Here is a 16813-nt window from a genome sequence, read left to right as displayed (position 1 = left end):
TCCGCACGTCTGTGCGGCGCAGTCCTGTGCGTTCGCGCCGTGGCTGCGTCACGGCATGTGTTCCTGCCCTCGTCCGAGCGACCTGCGTCGCGTCGGCCCAAGGACACTGATATGGCATCCCCGTTCGACCGACTGCCGGCCAGGCGCCTGCACCCTCGCCCTCTGTCCCGCCGTCTGCCACCGCTCCGGCACCTTCTTGCCGGCGTGCTTGCCGGCGCCTTGTGGGCCCTGGCGCTGCCGGTGACCGCCACCGAACCCGTCCCGGGGCACAGCCTCGAGTCGATCCGCGCCTGGGTTCTGGAACACAACCCGGAATTGCGGGCCATGGACTTCGAGGCCCAGGCCGCCGAAGCACGGATCCAGCCAGCGGGCGCCCTACCCGACCCGACGGCTTCCCTTGGATTCCGCGGCCTCGATCCGGACAAGCCCTGGCGCTCCGCCGGTGCCGAGCGCGAGGTCAACTACGCGCTGCGCCAGCGCCTCCCGCTTTGGGGCAAGCGCGCCCTGGCGCGGACCGCGGCCAGCCAGGACGCGGTCGCGGTCGGACTCGATCGCCTCACCACTGCGCGCGACTTGCTGGCCGACGCCGAGGCGGCCTACGCACGCTACTGGCATGCCGACCAGGCCGTGGCCGTGCTTGATCGCCGCATCGCCCTGCTCCGCCAGGTGGAAGAGATGGCCGGCGTGCGCTACGCCCTGGGTCGCGCGGCGCAGCAGGATGCCATCCGCGCCCAGGTCGAGCAGACCAGCCTCCAGCGCGAGCGGATCGAACGCCTCGCGACCAAGCAGGAGGCGGCCGCCACCTTGAACGCGGTGCTGGGGCGCCGGTCCGATGCACCGCTGGCGACTCCCGACGAGGCGCCGCGCCTCGCCGTCCACAGCGCCTCGCTTGCCGAGGCACTGGATGACGCCGATGCGCATCCCGCGGTGCGCTCGCAGCAGGCTCGCGCCGAGGCGGCGCGCACGAACGTGGTACTGCAGCGTCGCAACCGCTTTCCCGACATCACCCTGGGCGTGGGTGCGATGCAGTTCGGCAACGGCATCGAGAGCACCGAGCTGATGTTCGAGGTCGAGATCCCGTTCCAGCAGCGTGCCCGCCGCGAGCGCGAGCGCGAATCGCGCCTGCTCGAAGACGCAGCGCTTGCCCGCAGGGACGCCACGCTGCGGGCCGTCGAGGAACGCGGCGCTTCCGCCTGGTCGCAGTGGACCAACGCGCGCGAGCGTCGCGGACTGATCGAGAACACGCTGCTGCCGCAGGCCGACGCCACCTGGCAGTCCGCCCTGGCCAGCTACCAGGTCGGTGAAGTCGACTTCGGGACGCTGCTGGAAGCACTCAATGAATGGCAGGGCGCCGACCTCGCACGGGTCGATGCACTGCGTGACGAACTGTTGGGCGCCGCCGCCGTGCGCGCCATCGAAGGAGAGATCCGATGACCCGTGTCCAGACCCTGTCGCTCGCCATCGGCGTTGCACTCGCCGCCCTCGCCGTCGGCTGGATTGCCGGCCGCGCCACGAACGACTCCCCGACCGCGGGCACGTCGATCGACGGCCCGGCCGCAGAACGCAAGGTGCTCTATTACCGCAATCCCATGGGCTTGGCGGACACGTCGCCGGTGCCGAAGAAGGATTCGATGGGTATGGACTACGTCCCGGTCTATGCCGACGACGCACCGCCGGCGGCACCGGGCACGGTGGTGCTGCCGCCGGACAAGGTGCAGGCGCTGGGCGTGCGCACCGAAGCGGTCAAGCGCGGAGCCCTGTCCGCTACCGTGCGCACCAGCGGCACGGTCGAGGTCGACGAGACCCGGCAGTACGCGATCGCCCCGCGCTTCGAAGGCTGGGTGGAGCGGCTGTACGCGAACCAGACCGGCATGCGGGTCAGCGCCGGGCAGCCGCTGCTCTCCGTCTACAGCCCGCAGCTGGCCGCGGCGCAGCAGGAATACCGGCTGGCCGACGAGACCGCCCGCAGGCTGGCCGGGTCCGATCCCGCGAGCGCGGCGTCGATGGTCCGCCTGCGCGATGCCGCCCGCACCCGCCTGCGCAACTGGGAAATCAGTGACGCGCAGATGGGCAAGACGGGCCTGGTGCTCACCGCGCCCGCGGACGCGGTCGTGATCGAGAAGCCGGTGGTCCAGGGCGCGCGTTTCGAGCCCGGCGAAACCATCCTGCGCCTGGCGGACCTGTCGAAGGTGTGGGTGATCGCCAAGGTGCCGGCGGCGCAGGCCGCGGGTATCCAGCCCGGCCAAACGGCCCGCTTTGAAACCGTGGCCCTGCCGGGCCAGGTGGCCGAGGGCGAGGTCACCTTCGTGCAGCCCGTCATCGATGCGATGACGCGCACCGTGGATGTGCGCATCGCCCTGCCCAACCCCGCTGGCGACCTGCGGCCCGGGCTGTATGGGACGGTGGTGCTGGAGGAGCCGGGGGCTGGACCGGTCCTGACCGTTCCGCGCTCGGCCGTGCTCGACAGCGGCACGCGCCAGGTGGTGCTGGTCGAGACCGGCCCTGGCCGCTTCGCACCGCGCGATGTCAGCCTGGGGCGGCGCGGCGGCGATCGCATCGAGATCCTCGACGGCCTGACCGAGGGCGAGCAGGTCGTGGTCTCCGCCAACTTCCTGATCGACGCCGAAAGCAACCTGCAGTCGGCACTCCAGGGTCTTGAGGGTCACACAGGACACGGCGCGCCTTCGGGCACCGCTGAGGATCCACACGCCGGGCACGGCGAGGACGCCGCCGACCCGCACGCAGGTCATGGTGACGAGGCCTCTGATCCGCACGCCGGTCATTCCATGCCGGCTACCCCGGAAGAGACTCCGCCCGCCCCCACCGGCCACGAGGGGCACTGACATGCTTGGCCGTCTCGTTGAATGGTCGGTGCGCAACGTCTTCCTGGTGCTGCTGATGGCGCTGGCGATTGTCGCCGGTGGCATCTACGCACTGATGAACACGCCGCTGGACGCACAACCGGATCTGTCGGACGTGCAGGTGATCGTGTTCACGGAGTACCCGGGGCAGGCGCCCCAGGTGGTCGAGGACCAGGTCACCTATCCGCTGACCAGCGCCCTGCTCGCGACGCCGAAGTCGAAGGACGTCCGCGGCTTCTCGTTCTTCGGCGCCTCCTTCATCTACGTCATCTTCGAAGAAGGCACGGACCTGTACTGGGCGCGCTCGCGCGTGCTCGAGAACCTCAACGTCGCGTCGAAAAACCTGCCGGCTGGCGTGGCACCGGCACTGGGACCCGACGCGTCCGGCGTGGGCTGGGTCTACCAGTACGTGCTGCAGAGCGACCGCCACTCGCTGGACGAGCTGCGCGCGATGCAGGACTGGTACCTGCGTTACCAGCTCACCACCGCGCCCGGCGTGGCCGAGGTCGCCAGCGTCGGCGGCTTCGTGCGCCAGTACTCGATCACCGTCGATCCGGTCCGGCTGCGCGAGTTCGACATCCCGATTTCACGCGTGTCCGAGGTGATCGCCGAGAGCAACCGCGACGTCGGCGGCCGCGTGATCGAGATGGCCGAGACCGAGTACATGGTGCGGGGCCGCGGCTACCTGCGCGGTATCGAGGATATCGAGAGCCTGGTTCTGCGCGCCGAAGGGGGCGCACCGGTGCTGATCGGCGACGTCGCCCGGGTCGAACTGGTACCCGATGAGCGCCGTGGCATCGTCGACCTGGACGGCGAAGGCGACGTTGTGGGCGGGATCGTCATTGCGCGCTTCGGCGAAAACGCCCTGGCCGTGATCGGGGGGGTGAAGGACAAGATCGCCCAGCTTGCGAGTGGACTCCCCGAGGGCGTCAGCGTCCAGGCGGTCTACGACCGCTCCGATCTCATCGTGCGCGCGATCAAGACGCTACGCACGACGCTGCTCGAGGAGAGCCTGATCGTCGCACTGGTGTGCCTGGTATTCCTGTTCCATGCGCGCAGCGCGCTGGTCGCGATCGTCATGCTGCCCGTCGGCGTGCTGATCGCGGTGATCGCGATGCGCATGCTGGGCATGAACTCCAACATCATGAGCCTGGGCGGCATCGCGATCTCGATTGGCGTGATGGTCGACGCGGCGATCGTGATGATCGAGAACGCGCACAAGCACATCGAGCGCTCCGACGGCTCCCGCAGCCGGACCCAGCTGATCATCGATGCCTGTCGCGAGGTCGGGCCGGCGCTGTTCTTCAGCCTGATGATCATCACCGTCTCGTTCCTGCCCGTGTTCGCCCTGGAGGCTCAGGAAGGTCGCCTGTTCAAGCCGCTGGCCTTCACCAAGACCTTCGCGATGGCCGGTGGCGCGCTGTTGTCGATCACGCTGGTACCGGTACTCATGCTGCTGTTCGTGCGCGGCAAGATCGTGCCCGAGCACAAGAATCCGGTGAACCGGTTCCTGGTTGCGGCCTATCGGCCGGTGATCAACGTCGTTCTGCGGCATCGCATGGCCACAATCATGTTTGCGTTGGCCGCCCTGTTTGCAAGCCTGTGGCCTGCATCGCGGCTGGGCAGCGAGTTCATGCCAACCCTCAACGAAGGCACGCTGCTGTACATGCCCGCGTCGCTTCCGGGCATGTCGGTGACCAAGGCCTCGGAGCTGCTGCAGCAGCAGGACCGGATCATCAAGGGCTTCCCGGAAGTGGAGTCGGTGTTCGGCAAGGCGGGCCGTGCCCTGACGGCCACCGATCCCGCACCGCTGGAGATGTTCGAGACCGTCATCAACCTCAAGCCCGAGGACGAATGGCGGGACGGCATGACCACCGACAAGCTCATCGCCGAGATGGACGCGGCGCTGAAGTTCCCGGGCGTCGCCAACTCCTGGACGATGCCGATCAAGGCGCGCACCGACATGCTGGCCACCGGCATCCGCACGCCCGTGGGCATCAAACTCTTCGGCACGGACCTTGAGCAACTCGACGCGCTGGCCACCGAGATCGAAGCCGTGGTGCGCGAAGTGCCGGGCACGACCAGCGCGTTCGCCGAACGCCTGACCGGCGCCTACTACCTCGACATCACCCCCGACCTTGGCAGCCTGGCCCAGTACGGCGTCACCCTGGGCGAGGTGCAGAACGTGGTGGCCGCCGCGCTGGGCGGCGAGATCGTCACCACCATCCTCCAGGGCCGCGAACGCTTCAGCGCGATCGTGCGCTATCCCCGCGAACTCCGCGACGATCCGCACCGGATAGGCAGCCAAGTCCTTGTGCCGGTGCCCGGCGGCGCCCAGGTGCCGCTGGGCGAACTGGCGCGGATTGAGGTCAGGAAGGGTGCGCCGAGCATCCGCACCGAGAACGCGATGCTGGCGGCGTACATCTACGTCGACACCCGAGAGAGCGATCTCGGCCGCTACGTGAAGGCTGCGCAGGAAGCGGTCACCGAGCAGGTGCAGTTCCCGCCTGGCTACTACGTGACCTGGAGTGGACAGTACGAATACATGCAACGTGCCGCGGAGAAGATGCGTGTCGTCGTTCCGGTGACGCTGGCGCTGATTTTCCTGCTGCTGTACCTCAACTTCCGCCGTGTCACCGAGTCGCTGATCGTGATGCTGTCGGTGCCCTTCGCACTGGTCGGTGGCATCTGGCTGATGTGGATGCTCGACTACAACACCAGCGTCGCGGTGATCGTGGGCTTCATCGCGCTGGCCGGCGTCGCCGCGGAAACCGGCGTGGTGATGCTGATCTACCTCGACCACGCACTTGAAGCGCGTGCCGCGCAGAGGCAGGCCGAAGGCCGGGCACTGGATTCACGGGACCTGCGCGAGGCCATCATCGAAGGCGCGGTCGACCGCGTGCGCCCGAAGATGATGACCGTGGTCGCGATCATGGCGGGCCTGCTGCCCATCATGTGGAGCAGCGGTACTGGCTCGGAAGTCATGCGCCGAATCGCTGCGCCGATGGTAGGTGGCATGGTGTCTTCGACCATCCTCACCCTGGTCGTGATCCCGGCGCTGTACTCGCTGATCAAGCAGCGGCAGCTGGCCAGGAAGCCGCACCCCTCCTCCGCACTACCCAAGGAGAAGTAGTGATGGGGCCGTTCAACGCAGGCAGGGACCGACGGCTCATGCAACTGTGGCCGCGAACATCCGTCCGTCCACGGCCAATTCGCGCGTTACTGGCTTCGCCCACCGCAAGGCCGGTTGACCTGTGTGCGAGACACAGGTCTAGCCTGATCAACACCTCGCCGGGAGCAAGCCGATGACGACCAAGGAAGAAGTGACGCTGCCGCTGATGACGGTCCGCCAGCTGGCACGGCAGGGCGATGTCACGGTGCATGTGGTGCGCAACTACCTGCGGCGCGGTCTGTTGCAAGCGGCCACGCATACCGAGGGCGGCTACCAGTTGTTCTCCACCTCGGAGCTCCTTCGCCTGCACTTCATTCGCACGGCGCAACACCTTGGCTTCACGCTGGGGGAAATCGAGGAAATCATCCACCACAGCCTGCTGCGACATAGTCCCTGTCCGCTTGTGCGGGACATCATTCGGCGCAGGCTCGACGACACCCGCCAACAACTGGACAGGCTGCTCGCCATGCACGGACGAATGGAGCGTGCCATCCACGCCTGGGCGGAGCTTCCGGACTCCATTCCGACTGGCGATGACGTCTGCGCATTGATCGAATCTGTTGCCGCTGCTGAAGGCGGCGGGTTCGTCAAGTCCACCCCCCGGCGACTTCTTGGACGCCGCCCCACAGAGGAGAATTTGCCATGACAGCCTCCAGTCCTGCCCCCTCAGGCTCCCGACGCTGGGTCTTCTGGATCTTCCTGGCGCTGGCCGTGTTCTATCTCGCCGTCGAGCACCGCGCCCACCTTGGGGGGACGCTTCGCTGGTTGCCCCTGGCCATCCTGCTGCTATGTCCCTTGATGCATGTGTTCATGCACAAGGGGCATGGCGGTCATGGAGGTTCCGGAAGTCATGGGCGCGACGGCAATGCCGACGACACACCCCATGGCCAGCATGAGAGCCGTAGCAAGCGGGCACTGAACGACGAAACGTCCGACACCTCGAACGGAGGGCACTGACATGCAGGCACCCGACTCCGGCTACGGTCTTTGGCTCCTCGCCGCCATCAACGCCGCGTTCTTCATCTTCTTCGCCTGGAGCTTCTACAAACCGCTGACCCGTTGGGACTGGCGTGGGTTCGGTATGTTCTCCGCCTTCGTCGTGGCCCTGTTCGCGGAAATGTATGGCTTCCCGCTGACGCTGTACGTCCTGGGCGGCTGGCTCAGCGCCAACTATCCGCAGGTGGACTGGCTGAGCCATGACGCGGGCCATCTGCTCGAGATGTGGTTCGGCTGGCGCGCCAACCCGCATTTCGGCCCATTCCACATCGCAAGCTTCGTCCTGATCGGCGGCGGCTTCTGGCTGCTGTCGGCCGCCTGGCCGGTGCTGTATCGGGCACAGCGTGAAGGCCGGCTCGCCCGCGAGGGCGTGTATGCGCGCATGCGTCACCCGCAGTACGTCGCCTTCCTGCTCGTGCTGACCGGTTTCCTGCTGCAGTGGCCCACGCTGCTCACGCTCGCCAGCTATCCAGTGCTCGTGTGGGCCTATGCCCGCCTGGCGCGTCGTGAGGAAAAAGACTGCTTGAGCCGCTTCGGCGACGACTACGTCCGCTACATGCAGGAAGTGCCGGCCTTCATCCCGCGACGCCGGCGCGGCCCCGCTCCATCCCAAGGAGAAACCCGATGACGCACGTCCACAAACCCACTGTGCGCACGCGCACCTGGCCCATCGGCGACATGGTGAGTGCCGGCTGCGCGCGCACGCTGGAGAAGGCCGTGGCCGCGCTGCCTGGAGTCAACGCCACCAGCGCGAATTTCGCTACCGCGACCCTGCAGGTGTCCTACGACCCGGCCCGCCTGTCGGCGGGCGCGGTCGCCACCGCGATCCGCGACTGCGGCTTCCAATGCAACGCGCCGATGCCCGATGCCGACCCCGCCGCAGGCGCGCACGCCCATGCTGCGCATGCCGGGCACGGACAGGAATTGGCCGCAGAGCGCCCCGCTGACGCCCACGCCGGCCACGGCGATGACGCCACGGATGCCGGGGGCCACGACGCCCATGCGGGCATGAACCACGGCAGCGATCTGCACGCCGCGGCGCGCGACATGGGCCGCCGCTTCCTGGTCGCCCTCGCCTTCGCGATCCCGGTATTCGTGTGGTCGCCCATGGGCGGGCTGATAGAGCCGCCGCCGGTGCCGTTCGGACTGCGCGAGAACGTCTGGTTGTTCCTGCTGGCGACCGGCGCCGTGCTGTATCCGGGCTGGCCATTCTTCAGCGCCGCGATCCGGTCCCTGCGACGGGGTGTGCTGGACATGGCGGTCCTGGTGCTCCTGAGCGTGGGCACAGGTTACGGTTTCAGCATCGCGTCGACGTTCTTCTTCGACGGGCCGAACTTCTACGAGGCCTCGGCCGTCCTGCTGACCTTCGTCCTGCTTGGCCACTGGCTCGAGATGCGGGCTCGCGCCGGCGCCTCGGACGCCATGAAAGCGCTGCTGAAGCTGTCCCCACCCCGCGCGGTCGTCCGGCGCGAGGGGCAGGAGCTCGACATTCCCACCGCTGAAGTGCTGGTCGGCGAGACCGTGATCGTTCGGCCCGGGGCGAAGATCCCGGTCGATGGCATCGTGACGGAAGGCAGCTCTCAGGTCGACGAATCCATGCTGACCGGCGAGTCGATGCCGGTGCGCAAGGATCCCGGAGAGTCCGTCGTCGGCGGATCGATCAACAAGAGCGGCGCATTCGCCTACACCGCCACCAAGATCGGCAGCGACACGGCACTGGCGCAGATCATCAAGCTGGTCCAGACCGCGCAGAACTCCAAGGCGCCCGCGCAGCTGCTCGCCGACCGCGCCTCGCAATGGCTGGTGCTGGCTGCGATCGTGATCGGGCTGCTGACCTTCGCGGTCTGGTTCTGGTGGCTGGGACAGCCGCTGCTGTTCGCGCTCACGCTGACGATCACCGTCTTCGTCATCGCCTGCCCCGATGCACTCGGTTTGGCCACGCCGATGGCGATCATGATCGGCACTGGCCTGGGGGCACGACACGGCATCCTCTTCAAGCATGCCGAATCGATTGAGAAGAGCGCACGCCTGGACGTGGTGATCTTCGACAAGACCGGCACCCTGACGGTCGGCGCCCCCGAGGTGGTCGACATGGCGGTCGCGCCGGGCTGGACGCAGGAGCGGTTGCTGGCCGCGGCCGCCGCGGTCGAGGCGCACTCCGAGCACCCGCTGGCGCAGGCCATCCTGAAGCGTGCCGGTCCGGTAGCCGAGCGCGCTACCGCGTTCACCAACATCGATGGCCAGGGCGCTACCGGCGTGGTTGACGGGGTGCAGGTGGTGCTGGGCAACCGGATCCTGATGGTCGAGCACGGCATCGACCTCTCGGTATTGGAAGCGGAGGCTGCGCGCCTCACCGGTGCCGGTCGCACGGTGATCTATGCCGGGGTGGGTGACCGGCTCGCAGGCTTCTTCGCGATTGCCGACGCGATCCGGGAGACCTCGCGCGCGGCCATCGACGAATTGCACCGGCGCAACATCAAGGTGGCGATGATCACCGGCGACAACCGCCCCACGGCCGAGCGCGTGGCACAGGACCTGGGAATCGACATCGTGCTGGCCGACGTGCTGCCGGGCGGCAAGGCCGATGAGGTCATCAAGCTGCAGTCGCAGGGCCTCAAGGTCGGCATGGTGGGCGACGGCATCAACGACGCACCGGCGCTCACCCAAGCCGACGTTGGGTTCGCGATCGGCGCCGGCACCGACGTCGCCATCGAGAGTGCCGACATCGTGCTCATGCACAGCGACCCTTATGACGTCGTTCGCGCGACCACCATCGCCCACGCCACTCTGCGCAAGATGCATCAGAATCTGGGCTGGGCCGTGGGCTACAACGTGCTGGCCTTTCCGCTGGCGGCCGGTGTGCTCTATCCGTTCGTGCTGTCGCCAGAAATCGCCGCGCTGTCGATGTCGGGCAGTTCGGTGATCGTCGCCCTCAACGCGTTGCTGCTCAAACGCCTTCCACTGGCGGATGCCGCCACCCCTCGCAGCCCATCTAAGGAGTCCACACCATGAATACGGTCACACACGTCGCCCATTCCAGACCCCGAGGTACCAATCGCAGCCATTGGGTCGCCGCACTGGCCCTCGCGCTCGCGTTCGCATTGCCGGGGGTCGTCTCCGCGAACGAGGGTGGGTTCCGCCACAACGTGTTGATGCGCGGCCAGGTGCTGGAAAAGCAGGACGGAACGCTTGTGGTCTGTGTCGGGCAGGCCGACGGTGCCCAGGTCGGGCAGGTGCTGGACGTGATCCGGCACAAGCGCCGTATCCGGCATTCGCGGGCCGGCGGTCCACGCTACCGCCGCGAGAACGTTGGCCAAGTGCGCATCGTCGAACTGTTCGACAGCCACTACGCGGAGGCTGAAGTGATCTCCGGGAGCCCCAAGGTCAACGACACAGTGGAGCTGATCCGCCCCTGACAGGCGCGCGGGCGATGCAGATGCGCCTCGGCCCTCGCCATGCCCTCCGCAATCACTTCCCTTCCAGGACAGGAGCCACACCATGACAGCGTCTTCCAACCCCACCCTGCAATTCCTCGGTGCCGCGGGCACCGTGACCGGCTCGCGCTACCTGGTCGAGGCCAACGGTCAGCGCGTGCTCGTGGACTGCGGCCTGTTCCAGGGCTACAAGCAATTGCGCGAGCGCAACTGGGCTCCGTTTCCCGTCGAGGCGTCATCAATCGACGCGGTGGTCCTGACCCACGCCCACCTGGACCATTCGGGCTACTTGCCCGCACTGGTCAAACAAGGGTTCCGCGGCCGGATCCACTGCACCCATGGCAGCGTGGCCCTGTGCGGCCTGCTGCTTCCCGACAGCGGACACCTGCTCGAAGAGGAGGCCAAGTACGCGGCCCGCAAGGGGTACTCCAAGCACAAGGAACCACGGCCGCTTTATACCGAGGATGACGCCCGCCGCAGCCTGAAGCAGCTCAAGGGGCATGACTATGGTCGCGACATCGAGGTCGCATCAGGCGTCACGATCCGCTTCCATCCTGCCGGCCACATCCTGGGCGCTGCCCATGTCAGCCTTGACGTCCAGGGCCAGCGCCTGCACTTCAGTGGCGACCTGGGACGGCAGCAGGAGTCGCTGATGAATCCGCCGACGCCCCTGCCCGCCTGTGACGTCCTGGTCTGCGAATCCACATATGGCAATCGGGAACACATTCCGATCGACCAAGAAGCCGAGCTGGCACCGATCATCCGCCGCGTTGCCGCCCGCGGGGGCGTGATCGTCATTCCCGCCTTTGCCATCGGCCGCGCCCAGGCGCTCATGCTGCATATCGCCCGGCTGCGTGAGCGCAAGGACATCCCTCGCGTGCCGGTCTACCTCAACAGCCCGATGGCGATCAACGCGACCCGGCACTACCACGACCACCACTCCGAGCACCACGTGTCCGACGAGGACTGCCAGCGGATGTTCGACGTGGCCACCTTCGTCAACACTGTAGAAGAGTCGAAGGCACTCAACCGCCAGCGCGGGCCGATGATCATCATCTCGGCCAGCGGCATGATCACCGGCGGGCGCGTGCTGCACCACATCGAGGCGTTCGGCCCCGATGACCGCAACGCGATCCTGCTCGCGGGCTACCAGGCCGGAGGAACACGCGGTGCCGCGCTGGCGGCAGGCAAGCGCACGTTGCGCATGTTCGGCCGCGAGGTCCCCATCCGCGCCGAGGTGGTGCAGCTGGAGGGCTTCTCCGGCCACGCCGACGCCGGGGAGCTGCTGGACTGGATGCGCACCGCGCCGTCCGCGCCGCGCATGGTCTACCTCACCCACGGCGAGCCCGACGCTGCAGACACGCTGCGCGGGCGCGTGCAGCGTGAACTGGGCTGGCGTGCGCGCGTGCCGGGGCACCTGGAGCAAGTCGGATTGGAGGATGCGAGATGACCACGCAGGCCCCGGGCCACACCCGCCTGCGCGTCACCCGTGCCGGCATCGACACCTACCAGCAGCCGGTGGTCTATATGCACCGCGACTGCGAGGTCTGTCGCTCGGAAGGCTTTGCCGCGATGACGCGCGTCAGGCTGGACGTGGACGCCCGCACGCTGGTGGCGACGCTGAACGTGGTCATCGACGATCGGCTCGGCCTGGACGAGGTGGCGTTGTCGGAGGCCGCGTGGACGCTCCTCGATCCCGCGCCCGACGCCCTCGCCGGCGTCAGGCACGCGGAACCCGCGGCGTCGGCGGGCGCGCTCCGTGCCAAGGTGTTCGGCGCCCGGTTGGACGACGCGCAGTACTTCGCCCTGGTGCAGGACGTGATGGAAAGCAGGTTGTCGGACCTGGAGCTTGCAGCTTTCGTCACTGCCAGCGCGGGTGACCGCCTGGACCATGCGGAGACGACCGCGCTGACGCGAGCCATGATCTCCGTGGGCCAGCGCCTGGACTGGGGCGAAGGGCCGGTGCTGGACAAACACTGCGTAGGTGGCCTGCCGGGCAATCGCACCACCCCGATCGTGGTGGCCATCGTGGCTGCGCTGGGCTACCGCATCCCGAAGACCTCGTCGCGCGCGATCACGTCGCCCGCGGGCACCGCCGACACCATGGAAGTGATGGCGCCGGTGGCGCTCGACCTGGCGGCGATGCGCCGGGTGGTGGAGCGCGAGGGCGGCTGCATCGTGTGGGGTGGCAACGTGCGCCTGAGCCCGGCCGACGACATCCTGATCCGGGTCCAGCGCCCGCTGGATTTCGACAGCGACGGCCAACTGGTCGCCAGCGTGCTGTCGAAGAAGATAGCCGCGGGCTCCACCCACGTCCTGATCGACATGCCGGTGGGTCCGACGGCCAAGGTGCGAGGTGAGGCCGCGGCCCACAGCCTCGGCACGCGGCTTGCCCACACCGCGGGCGCGCTGGGATTGCAGTTGGGCATCCATCGCTCCGACGGCACCCAGCCGGTGGGTCGGGGAATCGGCCCGGCGCTCGAGGCGCACGACGTGCTCAAGGTGCTGCGCAACGCGGCCGATGCACCCGCCGACCTTCGCGAACGCGCACTTGCGCTGTCCGCGGCGCTGCTGGACATGGCAGCGGGCAGCAACGCCGGCACCGGACTGGAGCGCGCGCGCGGCGTGCTGGATTCCGGGGCGGCGCTGGCCAAGTTCCTGGCGATCTGCGAGGCCCAGGGAGGCTTCCGCGAACCGCCACGGGCGGCGTTCACCGCCGACGTCCCGGCGCCTGCATCGGGCCGCATCGCGGCGATCGACAACCGCAGGCTGGCCAAACTGGCCAAGCTGGCCGGCGCCCCGACATCCCCCACCGCCGGCCTCGAAACCGGTCTGCGGATCGGCGATACGGTCGAGCGCGGACAGCCCATGATGACCCTGCATGCGGAGTCGCCGGGAGAACTGGCCTACGCCCTGGAGCACGCCGCGACGCTGCAACCCTTTGTGCTTGGAGAGGTTCCATGACCCGTGTGCTGATGCCCTTCCCGGCCGATGCAGTGTTGGCCGGCACCATCAACCAGCCCCTGCAGGCGCGCATTGCACCCGTGGCCTGGCGGCACTTCCCCGATGGCGAGTCGCTGGTCACCCTGGACGACGCACTGGACGGCGCCGATGTGGCGATCCTGGCCAGCCTGCGCAACGCCGATGCCCTGGCCCTCCCGCTGCGCTTCGCCGCCCGGACCGCGCGCGAGTTCGGGGCTCGTTCGGTCGGCCTCATCGCACCCTACCTGGGGTATATGCGCCAGGACACCCGCTTCCATCGCGGCGAGGCGGTCAGTACACCGCTGTTTGCGCAATTCCTCGAAGAGGCTTTCGACTGGCTGGTGACCGTGGACCCGCACCTGCACCGCGTCGAGCGCCTGCAGTCGCTCTACCGCATTCCGACGGTCCACGTATCGGCGACGCCGGCCGTGGCCCGCTGGATCGCTGAGACCGTCCCCGACGCTGTGCTGATCGGCCCTGACAGCGAGAGCGAGCAGTGGGTAGCGGACATCGCCGCCCTGTCCGGCATGCCCTACCAGGTGCTGGCCAAGGAGCGGCACGGCGACTACGACGTGCGCGTCAGCCTGCCCGACCCGCAGGCCGTGGCGGGCCGGACCCCGGTCCTGATCGACGACATCGTGTCGTCCGGCCACACCATCCTGGAGACCCTCGCACACCTGCGCCGGTTGTCGTTGCCGCCGCCACTGCTGGTCGCCATCCATCCGGTGTTCGCCGGCGATGCCTATGCCCGCCTGCAGGAAGCAGGTCTGGCCCGCATCGTCAGTACCGACACCATTGCCCACCCGTCGAACGCGATCGCGCTCGGCGCGGACCTCGCTGACGCGGCATCGACCCTGATGTCCGCTTCGGCCGACTCCCCGGAGGACCCATGAACCTGCATCTCAACTGCTGCACCGCCGACCAGCTGTCGGCCGCCGAGCGCCAGCGGACCCTTGAACTCGCCGACGCCCACCGGCGGGCCGATCCCGCGTTTGACCATTGGGCGGCCGGCTACGGCGTGATCCGACATGACCCGCTCACCCAGCTCCGGGTCCGCCAGATGGTGCACGAGCTGGTGGCCCTGGGCCGCACGCCCGATGCCGGCACCGCCTGGCAGCGGCTCGCCGCGGCCGATCGCGTCACCAGCGCCGGCATGTGGCTGGTGGCCCACATGACCTACAGCCAGCGGGTCCGCACCGACGGCGCGACCCTCGAGGCCGATGACTTCAAGGCCACGCCCGAAGGCCACACTGGCGGGTCCCTCAACATGGTGCCGGCCTACGCCGGCTACCTGCTGATGGACGCCCTGGATGGCGTCACCCGCGCATGGATGATGGGCCAGGGGCACTGCGTGGCCGCCATCGACGCGCTGAACGTGCTGGTTGGCAACATGACCGCCCGGCACGCCGAACGTTACGACCGCTCCGACGCGGGGCTGAGCCGGTTCGTCGGCGACTTCTATGCCTACACCCTCAATCCGGACGGAACACCGGCGTCGCCCCTGGGCTCCCACGTCAATGCGCACACCGCCGGGGGCGTGATGGAAGGCGGCTATCTCGGCTTTGCCGAACTGCAGTACGTGCATGCACCGCTCAAGGACGAACGCCTGGTGGCGTTCCTCAGCGACGGTGCGTTCGAGGAACAGCGCGGCAGCGACTGGGCGCCGCGCTGGTGGCGTGCCGAGGACAGCGGGCTGGTCAGCCCGATCATCATCCTCAACGGGCGGCGCATCGAACAGCGCAGCCAGATCGCCCAGCAGGGCGGCGAGCGGTGGCTGGACCGGCACCTGCGATTGAACGGCTTTGATCCGATCGCGCTGGACGGGCGCGATCCGGCCAGCATCGCGTGGGGTATCCATGTGATGGAGTCGCGCCTGCAAGCGGGCGCCGCCGTTCCCGATGCCGACGTGCGGCTGCCCTATGGCATTGCCGAAACCGTGAAGGGCTTCGGATTCCCCGGCGCCGGGACCAACGCCTCGCACAACCTGCCCCTGCCCGGGAATCCGTCGAAGGAGGCCGAGGCACGCGCGCTCTTCAATCAAGGCGCCGCGGCGCTGTTCGTGGCCGCGTCCGAGCTCGAGGAGGCTGTTGCCGCACTCAACAGCCACGACCTCCAGCAGCGCGTGCGCGAGCGCGACCATGCGCTGGCCGATCGCCAGGTGGAACCGCCCCGCGTCCCGGCGATCGCCGACCGCGGCGCCGGCGGCGAGAGCTCGCCGATGACCGCGCTCGACGAGCAGTTCGTCGCCATCGCCGAAGCGAACCCGGGGCTGCGCGTGCGCGTGGGCAATCCTGACGAGCTGCGCAGCAACAAGCTCGATCGCACCCTGGACGCAATGAAGCACCGGGTGCACGAGCCCGAGCCCGGTGTCGCGGAATCGACCACTGGCGCGGTCATCACCGCGCTTAATGAGGAAGCCGTGGTATGCGCCGCGCTCGGCAACAAGGGCGGGCTGAACCTGGTGGTCACCTACGAGGCGTTCGCACCGAAGATGCTTGGCGCCGTGCGCCAGGAATTGATCTTCGCGCGTCACCAGGCACAGGCGGGGCGACCGCCCGGCTGGCTGGGCGTGCCTCTCGTGCTGACCTCGCACACGTGGGAGAACGCGAAGAACGAGCAGTCCCATCAGGATCCGACCATGGCCGAGGCGCTCCTGGGCGAAATGGCCGACATATCGCGCGTGGTGTTTCCCCCGGACGCCAACGGCGCCGCCGCGGCCCTCGCCCACGCCTACGCGCAACGCGGCACGGTCACCACCCTGGTCGTCCCCAAGCGACCGGTGCCGCACGAGCTGACACCGACGCAGGCGCAGGCGCTGGCCACCCAAGGTGCGCTATGCCTGGCCGGCAACCCGGCGACAGCGGCGATCCTGCTGGTCGCCACCGGTGCTTACCAATTGCAGGAAGTGCGCCACGCGCAGGTGCGCCTCGTTGAACGTGGCGTGTCGGCCGCGATCGTCTATCTCGGCGAGCCCGGCCGGTTCCGCACGCCGCGCGATCCGGACGAGGCGCGGTACGTGCACTCCGACAGCGAGGTCCATGCACTGTTCCCGGCGGAACGGCCGCGCATATTCGTCACGCATACGCGGCCCGAGCCCTTCCTGGGCGCGCTGCGCCGGCTCGACACTGGCCCGGCCACGACCGCGGCGCTCGGCTTCGTCAACCGCGGCGGCACGCTGGACGTGCTGGGACTGCTGTTCGCCAACCGCAGCACCTGGGCGCACGTGGCCGATGCGGCCGCGGGCGTCCTCGGCCAGTCCCGGGGCGGCCTGTTGTCGGAAGCGGAGCTGGCGGCAGTGGATGGTCGGGGCGATCCGGCCACGATCCTGCGTCCTGCAAGTGGGTCGACGCCATGAGTTGTCCAACCGG

General features: G+C 68.4%; 12 protein-coding genes. All 12 read left to right on the top strand.

Annotation, left to right across the window (positions count from 1 at the left end; genetic code table 11):
• The first annotated feature begins 111 nt into the window (after window positions 1-111).
• Window positions 112-1434: a TolC family protein gene (locus RT131_RS08420; protein WP_239503521.1), complete on the top strand. Its 1323-nt coding sequence runs from the start codon at window positions 112-114 to the stop codon at window positions 1432-1434.
• Window positions 1431-2843, top strand: a complete 1413-nt coding sequence (locus RT131_RS08415; RefSeq protein WP_017357198.1) for an efflux RND transporter periplasmic adaptor subunit — start codon at window positions 1431-1433, stop codon at window positions 2841-2843. The genes RT131_RS08420 and RT131_RS08415 overlap by 4 nt, the downstream gene beginning before the upstream one ends.
• Before the next feature lies 1 nt (window position 2844).
• Window positions 2845-5994 carry a CusA/CzcA family heavy metal efflux RND transporter gene (locus tag RT131_RS08410; protein WP_049404640.1) on the top strand — a complete coding sequence of 1050 codons (3150 nt, stop codon included), beginning with the start codon at window positions 2845-2847 and terminating at the stop codon, window positions 5992-5994.
• 172 nt (window positions 5995-6166) lie between these two features.
• Window positions 6167-6679 (top strand): MerR family transcriptional regulator, encoded by a 513-nt coding sequence (locus tag RT131_RS08405; RefSeq protein WP_017357196.1) that lies wholly within the window; start codon window positions 6167-6169, stop codon window positions 6677-6679.
• The gene (locus RT131_RS08400; RefSeq protein WP_065427866.1) at window positions 6676-6990 is read left to right on the top strand and encodes a DUF2933 domain-containing protein; all 315 of its coding nucleotides are present in this window, start codon (window positions 6676-6678) and stop codon (window positions 6988-6990) included. Before RT131_RS08405 ends, RT131_RS08400 begins: the two co-directional genes overlap by 4 nt.
• A gap of 1 nt (window position 6991) precedes the next feature.
• The gene (locus RT131_RS08395; protein ID WP_017357195.1) at window positions 6992-7657 is read left to right on the top strand and encodes an isoprenylcysteine carboxylmethyltransferase family protein; all 666 of its coding nucleotides are present in this window, start codon (window positions 6992-6994) and stop codon (window positions 7655-7657) included.
• A complete protein-coding gene (locus RT131_RS08390; RefSeq protein WP_049404642.1) occupies window positions 7654-10041 on the top strand; it encodes a heavy metal translocating P-type ATPase in 2388 nt (795 codons plus the stop codon). Before RT131_RS08395 ends, RT131_RS08390 begins: the two co-directional genes overlap by 4 nt.
• On the top strand, window positions 10038-10445 hold the full coding sequence (locus tag RT131_RS08385) for a hypothetical protein (RefSeq protein WP_049436410.1): 408 nt from the start codon (window positions 10038-10040) through the stop codon (window positions 10443-10445). The genes RT131_RS08390 and RT131_RS08385 overlap by 4 nt, the downstream gene beginning before the upstream one ends.
• Window positions 10446-10527: 82 nt before the next feature.
• A complete protein-coding gene (locus RT131_RS08380) occupies window positions 10528-11913 on the top strand; it encodes an MBL fold metallo-hydrolase (RefSeq protein ID WP_017357192.1) in 1386 nt (461 codons plus the stop codon).
• Entirely contained in the window at window positions 11910-13427 is a 1518-nt protein-coding gene (locus tag RT131_RS08375) for a thymidine phosphorylase family protein (RefSeq protein ID WP_049404647.1), read from the top strand. The genes RT131_RS08380 and RT131_RS08375 overlap by 4 nt, the downstream gene beginning before the upstream one ends.
• Window positions 13424-14338 (top strand): ribose-phosphate diphosphokinase, encoded by a 915-nt coding sequence (locus tag RT131_RS08370; RefSeq protein WP_017355176.1) that lies wholly within the window; start codon window positions 13424-13426, stop codon window positions 14336-14338. The genes RT131_RS08375 and RT131_RS08370 overlap by 4 nt, the downstream gene beginning before the upstream one ends.
• The gene (locus tag RT131_RS08365; protein ID WP_313171979.1) at window positions 14335-16800 is read left to right on the top strand and encodes a xylulose 5-phosphate 3-epimerase; all 2466 of its coding nucleotides are present in this window, start codon (window positions 14335-14337) and stop codon (window positions 16798-16800) included. The genes RT131_RS08370 and RT131_RS08365 overlap by 4 nt, the downstream gene beginning before the upstream one ends.
• Window positions 16801-16813: the final 13 nt, after the last annotated feature.

It is taken from the genome of Stenotrophomonas sp., from assembly GCF_032066555.1.
Taxonomy (GTDB): domain Bacteria; phylum Pseudomonadota; class Gammaproteobacteria; order Xanthomonadales; family Xanthomonadaceae; genus Stenotrophomonas.
Note: the sequence above shows the minus strand (reverse complement) of the source record. Positions and strands in the feature narration are given on the sequence as shown.

Bases quoted from the DNA above. Each gene is read 5' to 3' on its own strand.
- RT131_RS08420 (WP_239503521.1), top strand. From the start codon at position 112: ATGGCATCCCCGTTCGACCGACTGCCGGCCAGGCGCCTGCACCCTCGC.
- RT131_RS08415 (WP_017357198.1), top strand. From the start codon at position 1,431: ATGACCCGTGTCCAGACCCTGTCGCTCGCCATCGGCGTTGCACTCGCC.
- RT131_RS08410 (WP_049404640.1), top strand. From the start codon at position 2,845: ATGCTTGGCCGTCTCGTTGAATGGTCGGTGCGCAACGTCTTCCTGGTG.
- RT131_RS08405 (WP_017357196.1), top strand. From the start codon at position 6,167: ATGACGACCAAGGAAGAAGTGACGCTGCCGCTGATGACGGTCCGCCAG.
- RT131_RS08400 (WP_065427866.1), top strand. From the start codon at position 6,676: ATGACAGCCTCCAGTCCTGCCCCCTCAGGCTCCCGACGCTGGGTCTTC.
- RT131_RS08395 (WP_017357195.1), top strand. From the start codon at position 6,992: ATGCAGGCACCCGACTCCGGCTACGGTCTTTGGCTCCTCGCCGCCATC.
- RT131_RS08390 (WP_049404642.1), top strand. From the start codon at position 7,654: ATGACGCACGTCCACAAACCCACTGTGCGCACGCGCACCTGGCCCATC.
- RT131_RS08385 (WP_049436410.1), top strand. From the start codon at position 10,038: ATGAATACGGTCACACACGTCGCCCATTCCAGACCCCGAGGTACCAAT.
- RT131_RS08380 (WP_017357192.1), top strand. From the start codon at position 10,528: ATGACAGCGTCTTCCAACCCCACCCTGCAATTCCTCGGTGCCGCGGGC.
- RT131_RS08375 (WP_049404647.1), top strand. From the start codon at position 11,910: ATGACCACGCAGGCCCCGGGCCACACCCGCCTGCGCGTCACCCGTGCC.
- RT131_RS08370 (WP_017355176.1), top strand. From the start codon at position 13,424: ATGACCCGTGTGCTGATGCCCTTCCCGGCCGATGCAGTGTTGGCCGGC.
- RT131_RS08365 (WP_313171979.1), top strand. From the start codon at position 14,335: ATGAACCTGCATCTCAACTGCTGCACCGCCGACCAGCTGTCGGCCGCC.